Here is a 21,130-nt window from a genome sequence, read left to right on the forward strand (position 1 = left end):
GGCCGGGTCGTCCTCGGTGCGCCGCAGCTCCGTGACCGGCGCCCCCGTGACGATCTCGCCGCCCCGGGCGCGCACCGACTCGGCGACGGCGAGCGGCAGCTGCCCGATGCCGCCCTCGATGCCCATGAAGACCGGGCCCGTCTGCTGGCTGCGCGCCGCCTTCGCCTGGATCTCGCGGACCGCCTCCGTGAGCGAGGTGTGCGTGCGGGCCGCCTCGAAGAGCTGGGGGACGGCCGAGCGCATCGAGATGCGGTACGCGTCGCCCGCGTAGACCCCGCCGAGCAGGGGCTCGATGAGGCGGTCGACGACCTCGCGGCCGAGGCGCTCCGCGACGAACTCCCCCACCGCCACGTCGTCACCGACCTCGGTGCGCGGCAGGTCGCGGTCGCGCTCGATCCTGCGCAGGCCCTCGTCGGAGAGGACTCCGGAGAGGGCGGCCGCGTCCCCGGGGACGCCCATGACATGGCCCTTGGGCATGGGCCGCAGGGCCCCGCGCGTCCAGAGGGAGGCGCTCGCCGTCGCCGGTGTCCTGAGCCGGTCCGCGAGGCCCACCTCGCGGGCGAGCGCCACCGCCTCGGGCCGTCGCGCGAGCATCGACTCGGCGCCGAGGTCGACGCGGGCGCCCGCGATCCGGCCCGGCAGCAGCTTTCCGCCGAGCCGGTCCGAGGCTTCCAGGACGGTCACACGCGCCCCGCCTTCCAGCAGCCGGTGGGCGGCGGCCAGACCGGCGATGCCACCCCCGACGACGACGACGTGACCCGTGCCCGTACGTGTGTCTGCGTGCATGTCCCCAACTGTCCCAGACCGCGCCGACAGTCCCGCGGGCCCCGGTGCCGGCCGGGGGTGTCCATGCCGAGTCCGGACCGTGACCGCTTCGGAACCGGATCCGTCCAACGTCTCGCGGGGCTCCGGCGTCGAAGGAACGTAAGTCATCACGACACCCTCGGGGGAGCAGACATGCAGACGCGTGGCAGTGGTACGACCGGGCGCCGGTCGGCACGACCTGTCCGGATCCTTTCGGGGCTGTTGCTCGCCGGCGCCCTCGCGCTCACGGGGTGCACGGGCGCAGCCGACAGCGACGACGGTGGGAAGTCGGCAGCGGGCGCCGACGCCGCCGCGCCGAACGAGGCGCAGGCGGAGGCGGGCGCTGGCGCCGCCGACAGCGCCGCGAGCAGCGGCAAGGGTGACCAGGCTGCCGCGCCGACGCGGCTCACCACCCACGTCATCCACACCGCGACCCTGACCGTGCAGGTCAAGGATGTGCCGAAGTCCCTCGCCGAGGCCCGCACCGTGGTCGAGAACGCGGGAGGCATGGTCGGCAACGAGACCACCGACCGCGACTCCAAGGGCCGCGAGCGCTCCCGGGTCGTCCTGCGGGTCCCGGCGGAGGAGTACGAGGCGGTGCGCAAGGAGCTGGAGGGCTCGGGCAGGCTCGTCGACCTCAAGGCGAAGGCGCAGGACGTCACGGAGCAGGTCGTCGACGTGGAGAGCCGCGTCAAGACGCAGCGTGCCAGCGTGGCGCGGATCCGCGAGCTGATGGACCGGGCGACCAAGCTGAGCGATGTGGTCACCCTCGAGGGCGAGTTGAGCAGCCGTCAGGCCGACCTGGAGTCGCTGCTGGCTCAGCAGGCCTCACTGAAGGACCGTACGAGTCTGGCCACGATCACGCTGTCGTTGTCGGAGACCCCGGTGAAGAAGGCCGCCGAGGACGACGATCCCGGTTTCGCGGACGCGCTCGGGGGCGGCTGGGACGCGTTCGTCACCATGTTCCGCTGGATCGGGCTGGCGCTGGGCGCGGTGCTGCCCTTCCTGGTGGGCGCGGCGCTGCTGCTGTTCCTCTGGGTGCGTTTCCTGCGCGGCCGGACGCCGGGCCGCCCGGTCGCGGCGACCCCGGGTGCGGGCACCGGCACGGGTTCCCTGCCGGTCGCGCCGCCCGTCCGCCCGGAGCACGACGACAAGGACTGAGCGAGCCTCGGCGGGACCGAAATGCGGGGCCGCCGTAGCGTGTTCGCATGAGCATGAGTCGCGCGAGCCGCACGAAGGAACGTCTGGTGGTCGTCGGAGGGGACGCGGCGGGCATGTCCGCCGCGTCCCAGGCACGCCGTCTGAAGGGCCCTGAGGAGCTGGAGATCGTCGCCTTCGAGCGGGGCAACTTCAGCTCCTTCTCGGCGTGCGGCATCCCTTACTGGGTGGGCGGTGACGTCTCGGACCGGGACCAGCTGATCGCCAGGTCGCCGCAGGAGCACCGGGCCCGCGAGATCGACCTTCGGATGCGTACGGAGGTCACGGAACTCGACGTCGAGGGCGGCCGCGTACGCTCCCGGGACCTGGAGTCCGGGGCCGAGGTGTGGACGGCGTACGACAAGCTCGTGATCGCGACGGGCGCCCGCCCGGTGCGGCCGCCGCTGCCCGGCATCGACGCCCCCGGGGTGCACGGGGTGCAGACCCTCGACGACGGGCAGGCCCTCATCGACACGCTGTCCCGTACGGCGGGCCGCCGCGCGGTCGTGATCGGCGCGGGCTACATCGGTGTGGAGATGGCCGAGGCGCTGATCAAGCGCGGATACGGGGTGACGGTCGTCAACCGTGGCCGGGAGCCCATGTCCACGCTCGACCCGGACATGGGGCGTCTGGTGCACGAGGCCATGGAGGGCCTCGGCATCACGATGGTGAACGACGCCGAGGTCACCAAGATCCTGACCGGTGAGGACGGGCGGGTCCGCGCGGTCGCCACGGAGGACGCCGAGTACCCGGCGGACGTGGTGGTCCTCGGCATCGGCGTCCGCCCGGAGACCACGCTCGCCGAGGCCGCGGGGCTGCCGCTCGGCGACCATGACGGGCTGCTGACGGACCTGGCGATGCGGGTGCGCGGCCACGAGAACATCTGGGCGGGCGGGGACTGCGTCGAGGTCCTCGACCTGGTCTCGGGCCGCGAACGCCACATCGCGCTGGGCACCCACGCCAACAAGCACGGCCAGGTCATCGGCTCGAACGCCGGCGGGGGCTATGCCACGTTCCCCGGTGTCGTCGGCACGGCGGTGAGCAAGGTCTGCGAGCTGGAGATCGCCCGTACCGGCCTGCGCGAGAAGGACGCGCACCGGGCGGGCCTGCGGTTCGAGTCGGTCACCATCGAGTCGACGAGCCGCGCGGGCTACTACCCGAACGCCGACCTCATGACGGTGAAGATGCTCGCCGAACTCCGCACCGGCCGCCTCCTCGGCGTCCAGATCGTCGGCGGCGAGGGCGCCGGCAAACGCGTCGACATCGCCGCGGTGGCCCTCACGGCAGGCATGACGGTGGAACGAATGACGTCCCTGGACCTCGGCTACGCCCCACCGTTCTCCCCGGTCTGGGACCCCATCCTGGTAGCGGCCCGCAAGGCAACAGCAGCGGTGAGAAGCACCACGTAACCCACAGATCCCCCGCAACCACCACCCCCCTTCAGGGGCGCGAGGAACTGCGCAACAAGCCCCCACCGGCGGTCAGCCAAATCCCAGCCCGACAGCGCCCCTCCCTCAGGGGCGCGGGGAACTGCGCAACAAGCCCCCACCGGCGGTGAGCCGAACGTCGGCCCGACACCCCGGTCAGCCGGAGGGGGCCACCCCTCAGGCCCCCTGTGCCGCCCCGTTGCCGTTGATCTTCTCTATCGCCTGCCGCGCCTGCTCCCCCGGCGACCGCTGCAGCGAAGAGACCGCCGACACCGCGGGCGGCGGCATCGCCGCGGCGGCGGCCTGCGGGCGCGCGTGCGACCCGGCCTGCCGACTCCGCAGCCGATGGCTCGCGGCCTCGTCCAACGACACGGGCCGCTGCATGCTCGCGGCCAGCCGGCCGGCCTCCTGGCCGAGCGCGGCCACGTCCTCCCACGACAGCCGGAGTACGACGGCGAGCTCCGCCTCGCCGTCCGGCGTGGCGATCAACGGCTGAGTGACTCGGTCGTTCATGACCTGTTCCTCACGTATTGCTGGGATCACGGGCGGTTGCCGAAACATACGCACGCATCCGCGCCCCCGTTCAGAGTCCTCGAACGGGGGCAGGATTTCCCCGTGGTCATCCCTGTTCATGACGTGAACCCGGCACGCCGCACGCCGTATGTGACGTACGCGCTCATCGCCGCCAACTTCGTGGTCTTCCTGGCCACTCCGGGGGTGGCGAGCTCACTCACCGGCGAGAGCGGTCTGGCCCAGCTGTGCCATCTGCAGGCGTTCCTGGACCACTGGGCGGCCGTGCCGCAGGAGCTGATCCACGGCCGGACCCCGCCGACGGTCCCCACCGGCGACGTCGGCGTGGGCCCGGGCGGCCCGGGCTGCGTCGTCGGCCCGCCCGGCTACGACAAGTCGCCCCAGCTGTCGGTCCTCACGGCGATGTTCCTGCACGGCGGCTGGGTGCACCTGCTCGGCAACATGCTCTTCCTGCTGATCTTCGGGAACAACATCGAGGACCGTCTCGGCCACATCCGCTACACGCTGTTCTACGTGGCCTGCGGTTACGCGGCGGCCTACGGCTTCGCCCTCGTGAACGCCGACTCGGCCGACCCGCTGATCGGCGCGTCGGGCGCGATCGCCGGTGTGCTGGGCGCCTATCTGGTGCTCTATCCGAAGGCCAGGGTCTGGGTCCTGGTCCCGTTCCTGATCTTCCTGCCCCTGCGTCTGCCCGCCTGGATCGTGCTGGGCTTCTGGTTCGCCCTCCAGGCGGTGTACTCGTCCGGCGGCGGCGTCTCGGCGGCCGGCACCGTCGCGTACGTCGCCCACGTGGTGGGCTTCCTGGCGGGCATGCTCCTCGCCTGGCCGCTGCGCCGGGGCACGCCGCCCCCACCCGAACCCCGGGGCCTGCTGTGGGGCAGACGGGCCCGCCCCCGCTGGTGAGCCGGTCCCGCCCCGTCACGGGCGCGGGAAGCCGCATGGCAAGCCCTCACCGGCACCAGCCCGCGGCCCGCGGGCCCGAGCAGGCCGCCCGCCGCAGACTGCCCGCCGCGGACGGCATCCGCGAAGCGTCAGCGCCCCGTGCGCGTGTGGACGTACTCCACGAGCCGCGTCAGCGCGTCCGGATCCATCGACGGCAGCACACCGTGCCCGAGGTTGAACACATGCCCTTCCAGCCCCGCGGCGGCGTCGAGAACCTCCTGCGCCTTCTCCTCGACGACCTCGGTCGGGGCGAAGAGGACAGCGGGGTCGAGGTTGCCCTGGAGCGCCCGGCCGGGGCCGACCCGCCGCGTGGCCTCGTCGAGCGGCACCCGCCAGTCGACGCCGACGACATCGGCACCCGCCTCGCCCATGAGCCCGAGCAGCTCGCCCGTGCCGACACCGAAGTGGATGCGCGGGACGCCGTATCCCTCGACGGCCTCGAAGACCTTCGTGGAGGCGGGCATCACGGAACGCCGGTAGTCGGCGGGAGCGAGGGCGCCCACCCACGAGTCGAAGAGCTGGACGGCGGAGGCGCCCGCCTCGATCTGCACCTTCAGGAAGGCAGCCGTGATGTCGGCGAGCCGGTCGAGCAGGTCGGCCCACAGCTGCGGGTCGCCGTACATGAGCGACTTGGTGTGCTCGTGGTTGCGGGACGGGCCGCCCTCCACGAGGTAGCTGGCAAGGGTGAACGGGGCGCCCGCGAAACCGATGAGGGGCGTCGGACCGAGCTCACGGGTGAGCAGCCCGATCGCCTCGGTGACGTACGAGACGTCGTCGGGCGTCAGGTCGCGCAGCTGGGCGAGGTCGGCACGGGTGCGGATCGGCTTCTCGACGACAGGGCCCACGCCGGGCTTGATGTCCAGGTCGATGCCGATGGCCTTCAGGGGCACGACGATGTCGCTGAAGTAGATCGCCGCGTCCACGTCGTGCCGCCGGACCGGCTGGAGGGTGATCTCGGCGACCAGCTCGGGCCGCATGCAGGACTCCAGCATGGGGATGCCCTCGCGCACCTTCAGGTACTCGGGCAGTGAGCGCCCGGCCTGCCGCATGAACCACACGGGCGTGTGCGGCACGGGTTCACGCCTGCACGCCTTGAGGAAGGCGGAGTCGTATGTCGCGGTCGGCTGCTGGCCCTTGGGGCGGTCAATGGCGCTCACGACGAAAAGTCTCGCACGGCCCGGGGGCGCCGGAAGCCCGGGCCGGGCGGGTGGACGTCCCGGCCCGGGTCACCGCGAACCGGCGCGTTCGGGGGCGTTTTCGGCAACACGATCCGGACAGTGGTCCGGCGCACGGGTGTCTCTCCCTGCGCAGAGGCTCCGTTCCCCTTAATCTTCCCCGCATGGCTGCGGCTCAGGGACGACTGTCGGACGGCGCTGGCGGAATGGACGACTCGAAGGAGGGGGAGCGGGATGCGACGGAAGCGGCTCCGCTTCCTTTTCGAGCCGCCGTCGATGCGCTGAGGGCCGCGCGGTTGCGGCCGCAGATCGAGATCGACCCGACGAAGGCCCCGCGGCGTCTCGCGCCGTTCGCGTACGCGCTGGAGGCCACGGTCGTCGACGGTGACGAGGATCTGGCGGACGGCCGCCTCATCCTGCTCCACGACCCGGCGGGGCACGACGCCTGGCAGGGCTCGTTCCGTCTGGTGACGCTGGTCCGTGCGGAACTGGAGCCGGAGATGGCCGCCGACCCGCTGCTTCCCGAGGTCTGCTGGTCCTGGCTGACGGGCGCCCTCCAGTCCCGCGGCCTCTCGTACGGCGAGCCCAGCGGCACGGTCACCCGGGCCGGCTCCCACTACTTCGGCGGTCTCGCGGACCGCCCCTCGGCGTCGCAGATCGAGATCCGCGCCTCCTGGACCCCCCGCGAAGGACTGGGCGGCGTCCCCGACACGGCCTCCCACCTGGCCTCCTGGTGCGACCTCCTCGCCCAGATCGCCGGCCTCCCCCCGGCCTCCCCCGGCGATGCCTCGATCGTCACCCTCCCCCAGCGCCGGGGCCCCCAGCCCCGCTGACCCACCCCACCAGGCCCTCCCACACCGCACAGGACTCCCCGCCGCGGCCCGTCTTCGGGCCGCGGCGGGGTTTCTCTGTCGAGGCCACGGCTTCCACATCCCGGGACCGCCCCGCCAGGGGCGCGGGGAACTGCGCGCCCAGCCACATCCCACCCGCGGGCGCCCTCCGACCCCTGCCCGCACCCCCTGCCCGCGCCTCTCAGGGGCACGGGGAACTGCGCGGCCGGCCACACACGACCCGCGCCCCACACGTCCCGGCCCGCCCCCGGGGCACCGGGCCCTGCCCGAACACGCTCTGACCCTTTATCGATACGACCACTTTCAGCCCCGTAACGAAGCGGAGCGAACTCGTTTCGATCTTCGGATGATCGATCGCCCGTCCGAATTGCACGAGTTATTACTCACCAAATCGTGATCATTCTCTAAAGGCGGACGTGTTTGATGCCGAAGACCTCTGTGACCTTGAAAGCACGGTTCGTCCCGGCTTCATCCCCACAGCCGGTCCCCCGTCCCGCACCCCAGGAGGCCTGGTGTCCGTTCTCCTCGAGCAGCCCGCAAGCCTGGTCGCCTACCGCCCGAACAAGCCCACCGCGATGGTGGTCGTGGCCGACCCCCGCGTGCGCTCCACCGTGACCCGCCACCTGTGGGCGCTCGGTGTTCGCGACGTGATCGAGGCCTCGTCCGTCGCGGAGGCTCGTCCCCGCATCGGCAACCCCCGCGACATCTGTGTCGCAGACGTCCATCTCCCCGACGGCTCCGGCCTCACCCTCCTGTCCGAAACCCGGGCCGCCGGCTGGCCGAACGGCCTGGCCCTGTCCGCCGCCGACGACATCGGCGCCGTACGCAACGCCCTCGCGGGCGGCGTCAAGGGCTACGTCGTCACCGGCACCCGTACGAACGTCGGGCTTCCCACCCGGCCGGGCGTCGCCCCCATCGGCTCGGCCGCCGCCCGTATGCACCGCCGCCCCCCGGGTTCCCCGAACCACCCGGGCGGCTACCGCGAGCTGTCCGGCCGTGAGGTCGAGGTGCTCCGGCTGGTGGCGGAGGGCCAGTCGAACAAGGCCATCGGCGTCTCGATGGGCCTGTCCGCGCTGACCGTCAAGAGCCACCTCGCCCGCATCGCCCGCAAGCTCGGCACGGGCGACCGCGCCGGCATGGTGGCGGTGGCCCTGCGCACGGGAATCATCCACTGACCGCCCACGGAACCCTCCCCTTCACACGAATTCACACGAACCAGGACGCGCCGCTGATTCAGGATTCACTGACCTGACTGGTTTACGACCCTCTGACGCCCGTCGACGGAACGTTCCGTCGACGGGTGTCGTGCATACACAGATACCCTTGACAGGTGACCGACGCCCAAGAGACCGCAGCAGACAGTTCACTGCGAACCACCGGAGGCGCTCCTCCGGACGACGTCGAACCGGCGCCGATCCCCTTGCTGGAGCCCCGCGACGGAATTCCGCCGGTGATCACCGACGAGGACGCGCTCGCCGGGGTGATCGCCGCGTTCGCTGCCGGCAGCGGCCCCGTCGCCGTGGACGCCGAGCGGGCGTCCGGCTACCGCTACGGCCAGCGCGCGTATCTGGTGCAGCTGCGCCGCGAGGGCGCGGGCACCGCGCTGATCGACCCCGTCGCCTGCCCCGACCTGTCGGGCCTCGGCGAGGCCCTCTCCGGTGTGGAGTGGGTGCTGCACGCGGCCACGCAGGATCTGCCGTGTCTGCGCGAGATAGGTATGGTCCCCGGCCGGCTGTTCGACACCGAGCTGGCCGGCCGGCTCGCCGGTTTCCCGCGGGTCGGCCTCGGCGCCATGGTCGAGGGGGTCCTGGGCTTCGTACTGGAGAAGGGGCACTCCGCCGTCGACTGGTCGACCCGGCCGCTGCCCGAGCCGTGGCTGCGCTACGCCGCGCTCGACGTGGAGCTGCTCGTCGACCTGCGGGACGCGCTGGAGAAGGAGCTCGACCGGCAGGGCAAGCTGGAGTGGGCCCGCGAGGAGTTCGACGCGATCGCCTCGGCGCCCCCGCCGGAGCCGCGCAAGGACCCGTGGCGCCGCACCTCGGGCATGCACAAGGTGCGCCGCCGCCGGCAGATGGCGGTGGTGCGGGAGTTGTGGCAGACCCGGGACGGGGTGGCACAGCGCCGGGACATCTCGCCGGGCAAGGTCCTCGGTGACGCCGCGATCGTCGAGGCCGCGCTGGCCGTGCCGGCCAACGTGCACGCGCTCGCCGCGCTGAACGGCTTCGGGCACCGCATGGGCAGGCGTCAGCTGGAGCAGTGGCAGGCGGCCGTGGACCGGGCGAAGGAGCTGCCGGACGTGGAGCTGCCGCAGCCCGGGCAGCCGCTGGCGGGGCCCCCGCCGCCGCGTGCCTGGGCCGAGAAGGACCCGGAGGCGGCGGCCCGGCTGTCGGCGGCGCGCGCCGCCGTGTCCGCGCTGGCGGAGACACTGAACATGCCGCAGGAGAACCTGATCACTCCGGACACGGTGCGACGGGTCTGCTGGGAGCCGCCCGCGACGCCGGACGCCGCGTCCGTGGCGGCCTCGCTCGCCGGTTTCGGGGCCCGGCCCTGGCAGGTCGAGCAGGTCACGCCGGTGTTGGTGGCCGCGCTGGCCGCCAGGGCCAAGGCCCCGACGCAGGACTGAACGAGGGGCGCCGGCCGCCGTGAGTGGTTCGGACTCACGGCGGCCGCTCGTGCGCCGCGGCGGGGCGCCCTACTTCGTGGCTCCCCTCGAAAAACCGTTGTAGATGTAGCGCTGCAGGAACAGGAAGACGATCAGGGTCGGCAGGATCACGAGGATCGCGCCCGCCGCGATCGTCTCCCAGTGCGCTCCGAAGGGGCCCTTGAAGCGGAACAGGGACGTTGAGATCACGCCAAGATCTTCGGACGGCATGTACAGGAACGGGATGTAGAAGTCGTTGTAGACGGTGATCCCCTTCACGATGACCACCGTGGCGATCGCCGGCTTCAGCAGCGGGAAGATGATCTTCCGGTAGATCGTGAAGGCGCCCGCGCCGTCGAGTCGCGCCGCCTCGTCGAGGGAGACCGGGATCGACCGTACGAACTGCAGGAAGATGTAGATCGAGACGATGTCCGTGCCCATGTAGAGCACGATCGGTGCCCAGCGGCTGTCGAACATGCCGAAGCTGTCGACGATCTGGAAGGTCGCGACCTGGGTGGTCACGCCGGGTACGAGCGTGGCCACCAGGAAGAGCGCGACGACCAGCTTCCTGAAGCGGAACGTGTAGCGGTCGATCGCGTACGCCGCCATCGACCCGATGATCACCGTGCCGGTGACGGAGAACAGCAGGATGAAGGCGGTGTTCCCGAAGGCCGAGAGCATCCGGCCGTCCTGGAACGCCGTCACGTAGTTGTCGAAGTTCAGCGGGTCGTCCGGGAGTTGGAGTGCCCCGCTGTCGTTCGCCATCTCCTTCTCGGACTTGAGGGAGGTGAGGAGGACGACGAGCAGGGGGAGCAGGACGACCACGCTCGCGGCGACCAGCGACAGGTGGGTGAGGGTCCGGGCGACACCTCCGCGGGTCACGCCTGTGCGGGTCACGCCTGTGCGGCTCATACGAGATCCACCTTGTCGTCCGGGACGAGGCGCCGCTGCACCCACGTCACCGCCAGGATGATCAGCAGCAGCACGATCGCGGCCGCCGAGGCGAGCCCGGTCTTGTTGAACCGGAAGGCCAGCTTCACCGTCTGGATCACGAAGGTCTCCGTGCCGGTCGCGCCGCCGGTCATGATGAACGGCACCTCGAAGGCCGACAGCGAGCCGGAGACGGAGAGGATGACGGTCAGGCTGAGCACCGGCCTGATGCCGGGCGCGATGATGTACCGGAACTGGTGCCAGCGGGTGGCCCCGTCCAGCTCGGCGGCCTCGTACAACTCCCCCGGGATGGACTGGATCGCGCCGAGGAACAGGACGAAGTTCAGGCCCGTGTAGCGCCAGACGGAGACTCCGGCCAGCGACACGTTCGCGGACTCGGGCGTGCCCAGCCAGGCGCGGTCCGAGTGGACACCGAACAGGCTCAGGACGGAGTCGAGGGTGCCGCCGTCCTGGAAGAAGTAGAGGAAGACGAAGCCGATCGCGACCCCGTTGATCAGGTACGGGAAGAAGAGCACGCCCTTGAAGAAGTTCCGGAAGCGCACGTTGAAGCTCAGGACCGTCGCGAAGTAGAGCGCGAGGGCGATCTGCACCACCGAGGCGGCCAGGTAGTAGCCGCTGACGAAGAAGACCTCGAACAGCTCGGGGCGGGTGAACAGTTCGACGTAGTTCTCGGCGCCCGTGTAGCTGAGCTCGGGGCTGACGCCGTCCCAGTCGGTGAAGCTGTACGCGACCATGTTGGCGACCGGCGCGTACGTGAACGTGATCAGCAGGACCAGCGGGGCGGCGAGGAAGAGCCACGGGGTGAGGCCCCGCCTCAGGCGCAGGCCGCGCGGGGCCCTCGGGCGTGCCGTGGTCGCGGCGGGCACGGCCTCCTTCGGCCGCGCCGCCTTCTCGGTCGTGTCCGTCATCAGGACCCCGAGGACTTCCGTGCCTCTTCCCAGCGCTTGCTCAGGTCGGCCAGGAAGTCGTCGAGGCTGCCCTTCCTGGCGCCGCGGGCGAGGTCCACCAGATCCTGGCGGTAGTCGGGCTTGTAGATGCCGACCTCGGACTGGTTGTCGATCTCCTTGACCTCCGCGCCCTTCGCGTCGTCGAGCTCGATGAGCTTCACGCCCGCGTCCTCGTACGGCTGCAGCACCTCGGGCAGGGGGGCGCCCTTGACCGGCGAGAGGGCCAGGTTGTCGGCCGCGTAACCGGACTTCTCGGTGAACCAGTCGACCCAGGCGCGGGCCGCTTCCTTGTGGTCCGAGTTGATGTTGACGGCCTGGTTGTAGTCGGGCGACATCGTCGCGCAGAACTTCCCGTCCTTCTGGGCCGGGAACGGCATGAAGCCGATGTCGTCCGGGTTCGCGCCTGCCTGCTCCGCCGCCGCCCGGAACTGCGTGACCGCCCAGGAGCCCAGCCACATCGTGGCGATGTCGCCCTTGGCCAGCTTGGGCTTGGAACCCTCCCAGTTGGTGGTCGTCGGGTCCTTCTCGATCAGGCCGCCGCGCACGATGTCGTACAGCAGGGTGTCGCCGACGCGCAGGTCCTCGCCCTCGGCCCACGGGTCGCCCTCGGCGAGCCTGGTCGTCGCCTGCGGGTCGCAGCTGACCGCGCCGTCGGCGCCCGTCCACTGCGACAGCGGCCACATGTCCTTGAAGTTGGTGTAGTACGGGATCGCGTCGGTCCTGGACTTGACGGCCTTCAGACCGTCGAGGAACTCGGCCGGGGAGGTGGGCCAGTCGGTGATCCCGGCCTCCTTCCAGACCCGCTTGTTGTAGAGGAAGCCGGGGAGCGCTCCCATCGGGCTCTGCCCGTAGACCTTGCCGCCGACGGCGGTGAAGTCGGTGAAGTGGTACTTCTTCGAGCGTTCGGCGACGGTGCCGAGGGAGGCGAAGAACCTGGGGTAGTCGTTCTTCTTGACCACCGCGGGGATCATCAGCGCGTCGCCGTAGTTCTCCGTGTTCATACGGATCTTGACCTCGCCCTCGTAGTCCGTGAGGGCGTCGAACTCGACCTTGACCTTCGGATAGGTCTTGTTGAACTCGGCGGCGTACTTCTTCATCGTGCCGTCCTGCACGAGGTCGGTCCGGTGCGTGAGGACCGTGATCGTGCCGGACACCTTGTCCGGATCGACGGGGGCCTTGGCGTCCGCGCCCTTCGACGCGCCTCCGCTTCCGGTACAGCCCGCGGCCAGCAGCGCGGCGGCGAAGAGACTTCCGGCGAGTTTCGTGCGGCGGTTCATCTGCACCAGCTCCGTTCGGGACGGATGAGCACGAGTGGGATGGCTGGTTCCGCACTCTGGCAGCCGTTACTAAACCGGTAAAGTCCTTATTCCGCCAAGGATTCAGAAGCCTTTACCACCCCAGGCCTTCAATGGCCTATACCGGTTTAGGAGTGCGCATGCTGGATGTCACGCCGATCCACCAGGGATGGGTCCTGCGGCACGACGGGGCCACGCTCCCCGCCGCGGTTCCGGGCTGCGTGCACACGGATCTGCTGGCGGCGGGGATCATCCCGGACCCGTTCCTCGGGCGGAACGAGACCGAGGTCGCGTGGGTGGGCCGGCGCGACTGGACGTACGAGACGACACTCACCGCGGTCCCGGGCGGGCACGAGCAGACGGACCTCGTGTTCGACGGTCTCGACACCGCGGCGGAGATCCGGCTCGACGGCCGGCTCCTCGGTTCCGTACGGAACATGCACCGCTCGTACCGCTTCGACGTCACGGGCCTCAGCGGCCTGCTCTCCGTGCACTTCAGGTCGGCCTACGGCGAGGCCGAGGCGGTGCGCGGGCGGCTCGGCGAGCGGCCGAACGCCTATCCCGAGCCGTTCCAGTACATCCGCAAGATGGCCTGCTCCTTCGGCTGGGACTGGGGTCCGACGCTGGTGACGGCCGGTATCTGGAAGCCCGTACGGCTTGAGCACTGGACCACGGCGAGGATCGCCGGGGTGCGCCCGGTCGTGACGGTCGAACAGGGCGTGGGACACGTCGAGTTGCACGTCGACGTCGAGCGGACCAGGGTCGAGGCGGGGCTCGCGCTGGGCGCCCGCGTCGGGGGTGTGGAGGCGCGCGCGGAGATCGACGGCAGCAGTGGGGTCGTACATCTCGAAGTGCCGGACGTCGCACTGTGGTGGCCGCGCGGCTATGGCGAACAGCCGCTGTACGAGGTCGAGTTGTGGCTCAGTCACGAAGGGCTGCTCGACGTCTGGCGGCGCCGGATCGGCTTCAGGACCGTCGAGCTCGACCGCCGCGAGGACGAGCACGGCTCCGGCTTCACCTTCGTCGCCAACGGCGAGCGGCTCTTCGCCCGGGGCGTCAACTGGATCCCGGACGACGTCCTCCCGTCCCGGACGACCCGCGAGCGGTACCGCACCCGGCTGACCCAGGCGGCCGACGCGGGCGTGGATCTCGTACGGGTCTGGGGTGGCGGCATCTACGAGAGCGAGCACTTCTACGACGTCTGCGACGAGCTGGGCCTGCTGGTCTGGCAGGACTTCCCGTTCGCCTGCGCCGCCTACCCCGAGGAACAACCGCTGCGCGGCGAGGTGGAGGCCGAGGCACGGGAGAACGTCGTACGGCTGATGCCGCATCCCTCGCTGGTGCTGTGGAACGGCAACAACGAGAACCTGTGGGGCTTCAGGGACTGGGGCTGGGAGCGGCGGCTGGCCGGGGACTCGTGGGGCGAGGGCTACTACCTGGGGCTGCTGCCGCGGATCGTGGCCGAGCTGGACCCCACCCGGCCGTACACGGCGGGCAGTCCGTGGTCCGGCTCGTGGGACCACCACCCGAACGACCCGGCGCACGGCACCCACCACTCGTGGGAGGTGTGGAACCGGCAGGACTACGCGGACTACCGGCTCGAAGTGCCGCGGTTCGTGGCCGAGTTCGGCTGGCAGGCGCCTCCCGCCCACGCGACTCTGCGACGCGCCCTGCCCGGTGAGGAACTCGCGCCCGACTCGCCCGGCATGCTGCACCACCAGAAGGCCGACGACGGCAACGGAAAGCTGGTTCGCGGGCTCGCCCGTCACTTCGCCGTGCCCGAACAGGGCTTCTCCGGCCGGGACTTCGACCGCTGGCACTACCTCACCCAGGTGAACCAGGCACGAGCGGTCGCCGCCGGGATCGAGCACTGGCGCTCGCACTGGCCGGTGTGCGCGGGCACGATCGTGTGGCAGCTCAACGACTGCTGGCCGGTGACCTCCTGGGCGGCGATCGACGGGGACGGCCGCGAGAAGCCGCTCTACCACGAGCTGAGGAGGCTGTACGCGGACCGGTTGCTGACGCTGCGGCCGCGGCCGGAAGGGCTCGTGCTGGCGGCCGTCAACCAGTCGGCCGAGCCGTGGAACTGCCGCCTGACGCTCCGCCGGATGTCGGTGGAGGGTGAACTCCTGGCCGAATCCCGCCCGGTGGCGGCGGCCGGCGCCCGGTCGGTCGCCGACCTGCGCGTGCCCACGGAGCTGGAACCCGTGGGGCCCAAGGAGTTCCTCGTGGCGGACGCGGACGGACTGCGGGCCGTGCACTTCCCGGCGCCCGACCGTGAAGTCCCCTACCCCCGGCCGCGGTTCGACGTCTCGGTCACCGCGGGCGGCAGGGTGACGGTCACGGCCCACACACTCGTACGGGATCTGCTGCTGCAGGCCGACCGGCTGTCGCCCTCGGCCTCCGCCGACCGGGGACTCGTCACGCTGCTCCCGGGAGAACAGGTGACCATCGGGGTGCGTGGCTGGGAGACTGCCGACGACCTGGACGCGACGAGTGCGCGATCCGCCCTGTACTGCGTGGAGCCCGCACGATGACGACACCACCCCGCGTCACGATCAAGGACGTCGCGGCCCGCGCCGGGGTGTCCAAGGGGGCCGTGTCGCTCGCCTTCAACCACAAACCGGGGCTGTCCGACGCGACCCGCGACCGGATCTTCGAGGCGGCACGCGCCCTGGGCTGGGCACCGAACCTGGCCGCCCGGTCCCTGTCCAGCCGGCGCGTGGACGTCGTCGGCCTCGCGATCTGCCGGCCGGCGAAGCTCCTCGGGCTCGAACCGTTCTACATGGAGTTCATCTCGGGCGTGGAGAGCGTACTGACCGAGCACTCCTGTTCCCTGCTGCTGCGGCTCGTGCGCACGGTGGAGGAGGAGGTCGGGCTCCAGGACACCTGGTGGCGGGGCAGGCAGATCAGCGGGTCGATCCTGGTGGACTTCCGGGCCGACGACCCGCGCACGGCCGCCGTCGAACGGCTCGGCATGCCCGTCGTGGCCGTCGGACACCCCTCCCTCACCGGCGGCCTCACCTCCGTGTGGACCGACGACGCCACCGCCGTCACCGAGGCCGTGCGGTATCTCGCGGCGCTCGGGCACCGGCGAGTCGCCCGGGTCGGCGGTGCCGCGGCTCTCGGGCACACGTCGATCCGTACGGCCGCCTTCGACGAGGCGGCGCGGGTGCTGGGGCTGGCCGGGGCCCGGCAGGTGGCCACCGACTTCTCGGGGGACGCGGGGGCGCGGGCCACACGGTCCCTGCTGACCGCGGCCGCCCCGGACCGGCCGACCGCGATCGTGTACGACAACGACATCATGGCGGTGGCCGGGCTCTCGGTGGCCTCGGAGATGGGGCTGAGCGTGCCCGGGGACGTCTCGCTGCTCGCCTGGGACGACTCCCAGCTGTGCCGGCTGACGCATCCGACGCTGTCCGCGATGAGCCATGACGTGCACGGGTTCGGCGCGGAGGTGGCACGGACGCTGTTCGGAGTGATCACCGGGGAGGAAGGGGCGGGATCCCACCCGGTGCCCACGCCCGTGCTGACCCCCCGGGGGTCCACGGCGCCGCCCAGGGAGTGACACCCGGCGACAGGGGCTGCCCGGCCCCGTGGACGAAAGACAGGGGCGCGGCCCCGTCTTTCAGGGGCGGGGAAACTGCGCGTCCGGCCTCCACCGGGCCCGCACCCGGTCGGCCGGCCCCCGCGTGGACACCGGTACGACCATGTGACCTTCGCCGCTCCCCGCCCTGGGACTGGGCAGGCTGGTTACTCGTAAGTAGCATGGGAGGTGAGCGCGCGCTCAGGGCGTGTGTGTCGCGCAGCAGTGCCATCCCGCATCTGGAGGAGAGCCATCGTGCCTCGTACCGTCAGGGACGTCGTCTTCGTCGACGGCGTCCGCACCCCGTTCGGCAAGGCGGGCCCGAAGGGCATCTACCACGAGACCCGTGCCGACGACCTCGTCGTGAAGGCGATCCGGGAGCTGCTGCGCCGCAACCCCGGGCTCGACCCGAAGAAGATCGACGAGGTCGCCATCGCCGCGACCACGCAGATCGGCGACCAGGGCCTGACGCTGGGCCGCACGGCCGGAATCCTGGCCGGGCTGCCGCAGTCCGTCCCCGGTTACTCGATCGACCGCATGTGCGCCGGTGCGCTGACCGCGGTCACCGCGACCGCCGGCTCCATCGCGTTCGGCGCGTACGACGCCGTCATCGCCGGTGGTGTCGAGCACATGGGCCGCCACCCCATGGGCGAGGGCGTGGACCCGAACCCGCGGTTCGTCAGCGAGAAGCTGGTCGACGAGTCCGCCCTGTTCATGGGCATGACCGCGGAGAACCTGCACGACCGCTACCCGCACATCACCAAGCTGCGCGCCGACGAGTACGCCGTGCGCTCGCAGGAGAAGGCCGCCAAGGCCTACGCGAACGGCAAGATCCAGGCCGACCTGGTCCCGATCTCCGTACGCCGCACGAACGCGGAAGCGGGCGAGACGGGCTGGGGCCTGGTCACCGCCGACGAGCCGATGCGTCCGGGGACCACCCTGGAGAACCTCTCCGGCCTCAAGACCCCGTTCCGCGTGCACGGCCGGGTCACCGCCGGTAACGCGGCCGGTCTGAACGACGGCGCCACCGCCTCGATCATCGCGTCCGAGGACTTCGCCCGCGAGCACGACCTGCCGGTCAAGATGCGCCTGGTCTCGTACGCCTTCGTGGGTGTCGAGCCCGAGGTGATGGGCTACGGCCCGATCCCGGCCACGGAGAAGGCCCTCGCCAAGGCCGGCCTCTCCATCGAGGACATCAACCTCTTCGAGATCAACGAGGCCTTCGCCATCCAGGTCCTCGCGTTCCTCGACCACTACGGCATCGCCGACGACGACGCGCGCGTCAACCAGTACGGCGGCGCCATCGCGTACGGCCACCCGCTGGCCTCCTCCGGCGTCCGCCTGATGACTCAGCTGGCCCGCCAGTTCGAGGAGCAGCCGGAGGTCCGTTACGGCCTCACCACCATGTGCGTCGGCTTCGGCATGGGCGCCACGGTGATCTGGGAGAACCCGCACCACAAGGACGCCGGAGGCGACAAGTGAGCACCACTGAACTCCTGAAGGGTGCGGCCCAGCTGTTCCCCGACGAGGTCGTGACGTCGGCGCACGTGCGCCACCTCGACCTGCCGTTCGCAGCCGGGCGCTTCGCGCTCATCACGCTCGACAACGGCCTCGACCACACCAAGCCGACCACCTTCGGCCCGGCCTCGCTGGCGAACCTCAACGCCGCCGTCGACCAGGTCGAGAAGGAGGCCGCGGCCGACGAGATCGTCGGCGTCGGCGTCACCGGCAAGCCGTTCATCTTCGCCGTCGGCGCGGACCTCAAGGGCGTCGAGCTCCTCAAGGACCACAAGGACGCGCTCGCCATCGGCAAGGGCGGCCACGAGGTCTTCAAGCGTCTCGCCGCGCTGACCGTACCGACCTTCGCGTACTACAACGGCGCGGCCATGGGCGGTGGCGTCGAGGTCGGTCTGCACTGCACCTACCGCACGGTGTCCGCGGCCCTCCCCGCCTTCTCGCTCCCCGAGGTCTTCCTCGGCCTGGTCCCCGGCTGGGGCGGCTGCACCCTGCTGCCGAACCTGATCGGCGCGGACAAGGCCGTCTCGGTGATCATCGAGAACTCGCTCAACCAGAACAAGCAGCTCAAGGGCGCCCAGGTCTACGAGCTGGGCATCGCCGACGCCCTGTTCGAGGGTGCGGACTTCCTGGAGCAGTCGCTGAACTGGACGGCGGCCGTCCTGCGGGGCGAGATCGTCGTCGACCGCCCGGCCGTCGACCGCGGCGAGGCCTGGGACCAGGCCGTCGCCAAGGGCCGCTTCATCGCGGACAGCAAGGTCCACGGGGCGGCCCCGGCCGCGTACCGCGCGCTGGACATCATCGCCGCCGCCAAGAACGGCGACCTCCAGCAGGGCTTCGACGCCGAGGACGTGGCGCTCGCCGACCTGATCATGGGCGGTGAACTGCGCTCCGGCATCTACGCGTTCAACCTCGTCCAGAAGCGCGGCAAGCGTCCGGCCGGCGCGCCCGACAAGTCGCTCGCGCGCCCGGTCACCAAGGTCGGTGTCGTCGGCGCCGGTCTGATGGCCTCGCAGCTCGCCCTGCTCTTCCTGCGCCGCCTGGAGGTGCCGGTCGTGCTGACCGACATCGACCAGGAGCGCGTCGACAAGGGTGTGGGCTACGTCCACGCCGAGATCGACAAGCTGCTCGGCAAGGGCCGCATCAACCAGGACAAGGCCAACCGTCTCAAGGCCCTGGTCACCGGTGTCCTGGACAAGGCTGAGGGCTTCTCCGACGCCGACTTCATCATCGAGGCCGTCTTCGAGGAGATCGGCGTCAAGCAGCAGGTGTTCGCGGAGGTCGAGGCGGTCGCCCCGGCGCACGCCATCCTCGCCACCAACACCTCCTCGCTGTCGGTCACCGAGATGGCGTCGAAGCTCAAGAACCCCGAGCGGGTCGTGGGCTTCCACTTCTTCAACCCGGTCGCGATCCTCCCGCTGCTGGAGATCGTGCGGGGCGAGGCGACGGACGACGCCTCCCTGGCCACGGCCTTCGGCGTCGCCAAGAAGCTGAAGAAGACCGCGGTCCTGGTCAAGGACGCCCCGGCGTTCGTCGTGAACCGCATCCTCACCCGCTTCATGGGCGAGATCCAGAACGTCATCGACGAGGGCACGCCGGTCGCGGTCGCCGAGAAGGCGGTCGAGCCGCTGGGCCTGCCGATGTCGCCGCTGGTCCTCCTGGAGCTGGTCGGTCCCGCGATCGGTCTGCACGTCTCCGAGACCCTCAACCGGGCCTTCCCGGACCGCTTCACGGTCTCCCCGAACCTCGCTGCCGTCGTCAAGGCGGGCAAGCGCGGCTTCTACGTGTACGACAGCGGCAAGCCGGAGCTGGACCCCGAGGTCGCGGCGCTCCTCAAGCAGGGCGATGTCGTCCTGACCGAGGAGCAGGTACGGGTGCGGGTCCTCGACGCCGTCGCCCAGGAGATCGGGATCATGCTCGACGAGGGTGTCGTCGCCGAGGCCCAGGACATCGACCTGTGCCTGATCACCGGTGCCGGCTGGCCCTTCCACCTGGGCGGCATCACGCCGTACCTGGACCGTGAGGGTGTCTCCCAGCGCGTGAACGGCAAGCCGTTCCTGGCGCCGGGCGTGGCTTCCGTCCCCGCGTAGGCGTTTCACCGGGCTGCGCGAGTGCCCCGTACACCGAGTCGGTGTGCGGGGCACTCGGCGTTCGAGGACGAACAGGGGCGGCGGGGGCGGCAGAGGGTTAAACGGTTCGCCAGGCTTCCAGCGCCAGGCCCGGCTCGTCCTTACGGCGGGTCAGCAGGAGCCGGCCGGCGTCCGGCTGGAGGGTGGCCGCCACGACGCGGCCCTCGCTGTCCTCGGCCAGTGCAACCTGGACGTCGGCGGGGAGTTGGGGACCCGAGTCGGTCCACCAGGCGCCCGCGGACTCCTGCTCGGTGGGGTACGCGGCGAAGGCGACCCGGCCACTGGCGGAGCGCTGGGCGAGCAGGGTGCAGTCGATGTCGTCGAGTGTGCAGCGGATCGCGGACACCGGGCCCGGTCCGGCGCAGCCGAGCAGTTCCACGGGCTCCGCACCGGCCCGCCAGGCGCACACGGTGTCGGCCTCGTCCGTGAAGAACAGGGTCACGTGCTCGTCGGAGGTGGCCAGCGCCCGCAGCGTGCCCGGCCGCACGGATGCCTTCAGCGGCTCGTCGTCGAGCGCGGGAACGTGGCCCGGGCCCGCCTGGGTCCAGCGCAGGATGCCGGCCGGCGAGGTCGCGTACAGCTCGACGAGCCCGGACGCCCGGGTCACGGCAGCGAGTTCGCCCTCGACCTCACGGCCCTTGAGGTCCCGCCAGGGCCCCCAGCCGCCGCGCTCCTTCTGGCCGCGCATGCTGACCCCGCCGCCCTTGTTGCGTACGAAGACGTGCGCGCGGCCCTCGGCGTCCACGGCGACGGCCGGTACGCCGGTCTGACCGCCCTTCTCGTTGGGGTGCCCGAGCCGGTTCCAGTCGAGCGCGGCGAGTTGCGGCCGGAAGTGGGTCGAGTGGACGAGCCCCGCCTCGCCCGCGCCGGTGGGCCGCCAGGAGACCAGGTGGGCGTAGTCGTCGGTGCCCTGCCCCACGGCGAGCACCTGGTTCACGCGCTGGTCGCCGCCGACCGTGCGGGGTGCCGTCCAGGAGCCGCCGGGGTGCTGCTCGGCCCAGCACCACACCGCTTCCTCCCGCGGAGCGTAGGCGCTGAGCCTGCCGTCCCGGCCGCGTATGAGCCAGTCGCCGTTCACTGTGCGGACCATTGACACTCCCCCACTCTAATCGGGCCGCGTGAGACCTCTCCGTGCGACC

17 protein-coding genes are annotated in these 21,130 nt (G+C 71.1%); 10 read left to right on the top strand and 7 right to left on the bottom strand.

Annotated elements, in window-relative coordinates; translation table 11 throughout:
• The coding region (gene hemG / locus KUF83_RS08140) for a protoporphyrinogen oxidase (RefSeq protein ID WP_217453908.1) at positions 1-786 on the bottom strand (786 nt) is incomplete at its 3' end.
• A 171-nt stretch (positions 787-957) separates the two neighbouring features.
• Between hemG and KUF83_RS08145 the strand changes: the two genes are divergently transcribed.
• Together KUF83_RS08145 and KUF83_RS08150 are read left to right on the top strand one after the other, a co-directional pair.
• Positions 958-1,965: a DUF4349 domain-containing protein gene (locus KUF83_RS08145; protein WP_217453909.1), complete on the top strand. Its 1,008-nt coding sequence runs from the start codon at positions 958-960 to the stop codon at positions 1,963-1,965.
• A gap of 47 nt (positions 1,966-2,012) precedes the next feature.
• Entirely contained in the window at positions 2,013-3,410 is a 1,398-nt protein-coding gene (locus tag KUF83_RS08150; protein WP_217453910.1) for an FAD-dependent oxidoreductase, read from the top strand.
• Positions 3,411-3,605: 195 nt separating this feature from the next.
• Here KUF83_RS08150 and KUF83_RS08155 read toward each other — a convergent pair whose 3' ends face one another.
• Complete coding sequence (locus KUF83_RS08155) at positions 3,606-3,941, bottom strand: hypothetical protein (protein ID WP_217453911.1); 336 nt, start codon at positions 3,939-3,941, stop codon at positions 3,606-3,608.
• Between the two features lie 102 nt (positions 3,942-4,043).
• Between KUF83_RS08155 and KUF83_RS08160 the strand changes: the two genes are divergently transcribed.
• The gene (locus KUF83_RS08160) at positions 4,044-4,862 is read left to right on the top strand and encodes a rhomboid family intramembrane serine protease (protein WP_217453912.1); all 819 of its coding nucleotides are present in this window, start codon (positions 4,044-4,046) and stop codon (positions 4,860-4,862) included.
• Positions 4,863-4,990: 128 nt separating this feature from the next.
• Here the strand turns inward: KUF83_RS08160 and hemE are convergent, their stop codons facing one another.
• Positions 4,991-6,058: a uroporphyrinogen decarboxylase gene (gene hemE, locus KUF83_RS08165; protein WP_217453913.1), complete on the bottom strand. Its 1,068-nt coding sequence runs from the start codon at positions 6,056-6,058 to the stop codon at positions 4,991-4,993.
• Between the two features lie 224 nt (positions 6,059-6,282).
• On the opposite strand from hemE, the gene KUF83_RS08170 reads away from it, so the two are divergent.
• From KUF83_RS08170 to KUF83_RS08180, 3 genes are all read left to right on the top strand, one after another.
• Complete coding sequence (locus KUF83_RS08170) at positions 6,283-6,909, top strand: DUF3000 domain-containing protein (RefSeq protein ID WP_217453972.1); 627 nt, start codon at positions 6,283-6,285, stop codon at positions 6,907-6,909.
• Between the two features lie 530 nt (positions 6,910-7,439).
• Entirely contained in the window at positions 7,440-8,102 is a 663-nt protein-coding gene (locus tag KUF83_RS08175) for a response regulator transcription factor (RefSeq protein WP_217453914.1), read from the top strand.
• A 155-nt stretch (positions 8,103-8,257) separates the two neighbouring features.
• On the top strand, positions 8,258-9,550 hold the full coding sequence (locus tag KUF83_RS08180; RefSeq protein WP_217453915.1) for a ribonuclease D: 1,293 nt from the start codon (positions 8,258-8,260) through the stop codon (positions 9,548-9,550).
• Between the two features lie 69 nt (positions 9,551-9,619).
• Here KUF83_RS08180 and KUF83_RS08185 read toward each other — a convergent pair whose 3' ends face one another.
• From KUF83_RS08185 to KUF83_RS08195, 3 genes are read right to left on the bottom strand one after another with little or no spacing between them, the layout of a single operon-like run.
• The gene (locus tag KUF83_RS08185) at positions 9,620-10,480 is read right to left on the bottom strand and encodes a carbohydrate ABC transporter permease (protein WP_217453916.1); all 861 of its coding nucleotides are present in this window, start codon (positions 10,478-10,480) and stop codon (positions 9,620-9,622) included.
• Positions 10,477-11,427, bottom strand: coding sequence for a carbohydrate ABC transporter permease (locus KUF83_RS08190; RefSeq protein ID WP_217453917.1), 951 nt, complete (start codon positions 11,425-11,427; stop codon positions 10,477-10,479). Before KUF83_RS08190 ends, KUF83_RS08185 begins: the two co-directional genes overlap by 4 nt.
• Positions 11,427-12,743, bottom strand: a complete 1,317-nt coding sequence (locus KUF83_RS08195) for an ABC transporter substrate-binding protein (RefSeq protein ID WP_217453918.1) — start codon at positions 12,741-12,743, stop codon at positions 11,427-11,429. The genes KUF83_RS08190 and KUF83_RS08195 overlap by 1 nt, the downstream gene beginning before the upstream one ends.
• 158 nt (positions 12,744-12,901) lie before the next feature.
• Between KUF83_RS08195 and KUF83_RS08200 the strand changes: the two genes are divergently transcribed.
• From KUF83_RS08200 to KUF83_RS08215, 4 genes are all read left to right on the top strand, one after another.
• The gene (locus tag KUF83_RS08200; protein ID WP_217453919.1) at positions 12,902-15,298 is read left to right on the top strand and encodes a glycoside hydrolase family 2 protein; all 2,397 of its coding nucleotides are present in this window, start codon (positions 12,902-12,904) and stop codon (positions 15,296-15,298) included.
• Positions 15,295-16,329 (top strand): LacI family DNA-binding transcriptional regulator, encoded by a 1,035-nt coding sequence (locus KUF83_RS08205; protein ID WP_217453920.1) that lies wholly within the window; start codon positions 15,295-15,297, stop codon positions 16,327-16,329. The genes KUF83_RS08200 and KUF83_RS08205 overlap by 4 nt, the downstream gene beginning before the upstream one ends.
• Positions 16,330-16,602: 273 nt before the next feature.
• Entirely contained in the window at positions 16,603-17,829 is a 1,227-nt protein-coding gene (locus KUF83_RS08210) for an acetyl-CoA C-acyltransferase (protein ID WP_217453921.1), read from the top strand.
• Positions 17,826-19,952: a 3-hydroxyacyl-CoA dehydrogenase NAD-binding domain-containing protein gene (locus tag KUF83_RS08215; protein WP_217453922.1), complete on the top strand. Its 2,127-nt coding sequence runs from the start codon at positions 17,826-17,828 to the stop codon at positions 19,950-19,952. Before KUF83_RS08210 ends, KUF83_RS08215 begins: the two co-directional genes overlap by 4 nt.
• Before the next feature lie 97 nt (positions 19,953-20,049).
• On the opposite strand, the gene KUF83_RS08220 is transcribed toward KUF83_RS08215, so the two are convergent.
• Positions 20,050-21,069 carry a hypothetical protein gene (locus tag KUF83_RS08220; RefSeq protein ID WP_217453973.1) on the bottom strand — a complete coding sequence of 340 codons (1,020 nt, stop codon included), beginning with the start codon at positions 21,067-21,069 and terminating at the stop codon, positions 20,050-20,052.
• Positions 21,070-21,130 lie beyond the last annotated feature (61 nt).

Source organism: Streptomyces sp. BV286 (assembly GCF_019090165.1).
GTDB lineage: Bacteria > Actinomycetota > Actinomycetes > Streptomycetales > Streptomycetaceae > Streptomyces.

What these genes read in the sequence shown, in the direction of transcription:
- KUF83_RS08145 (WP_217453909.1), top strand. Translation starts at nt 958, where the DNA reads ATGCAGACGCGTGGCAGTGGTACGACCGGGCGCCGGTCGGCACGACCT.
- KUF83_RS08150 (WP_217453910.1), top strand. Translation starts at nt 2,013, where the DNA reads ATGAGCATGAGTCGCGCGAGCCGCACGAAGGAACGTCTGGTGGTCGTC.
- KUF83_RS08155 (WP_217453911.1), bottom strand. Translation starts at nt 3,941, where the DNA reads ATGAACGACCGAGTCACTCAGCCGTTGATCGCCACGCCGGACGGCGAG.
- KUF83_RS08170 (WP_217453972.1), top strand. Translation starts at nt 6,283, where the DNA reads ATGGACGACTCGAAGGAGGGGGAGCGGGATGCGACGGAAGCGGCTCCG.
- KUF83_RS08185 (WP_217453916.1), bottom strand. Translation starts at nt 10,480, where the DNA reads ATGAGCCGCACAGGCGTGACCCGCACAGGCGTGACCCGCGGAGGTGTC.
- KUF83_RS08190 (WP_217453917.1), bottom strand. Translation starts at nt 11,427, where the DNA reads ATGACGGACACGACCGAGAAGGCGGCGCGGCCGAAGGAGGCCGTGCCC.
- KUF83_RS08195 (WP_217453918.1), bottom strand. Translation starts at nt 12,743, where the DNA reads ATGAACCGCCGCACGAAACTCGCCGGAAGTCTCTTCGCCGCCGCGCTG.
- KUF83_RS08200 (WP_217453919.1), top strand. Translation starts at nt 12,902, where the DNA reads ATGCTGGATGTCACGCCGATCCACCAGGGATGGGTCCTGCGGCACGAC.
- KUF83_RS08205 (WP_217453920.1), top strand. Translation starts at nt 15,295, where the DNA reads ATGACGACACCACCCCGCGTCACGATCAAGGACGTCGCGGCCCGCGCC.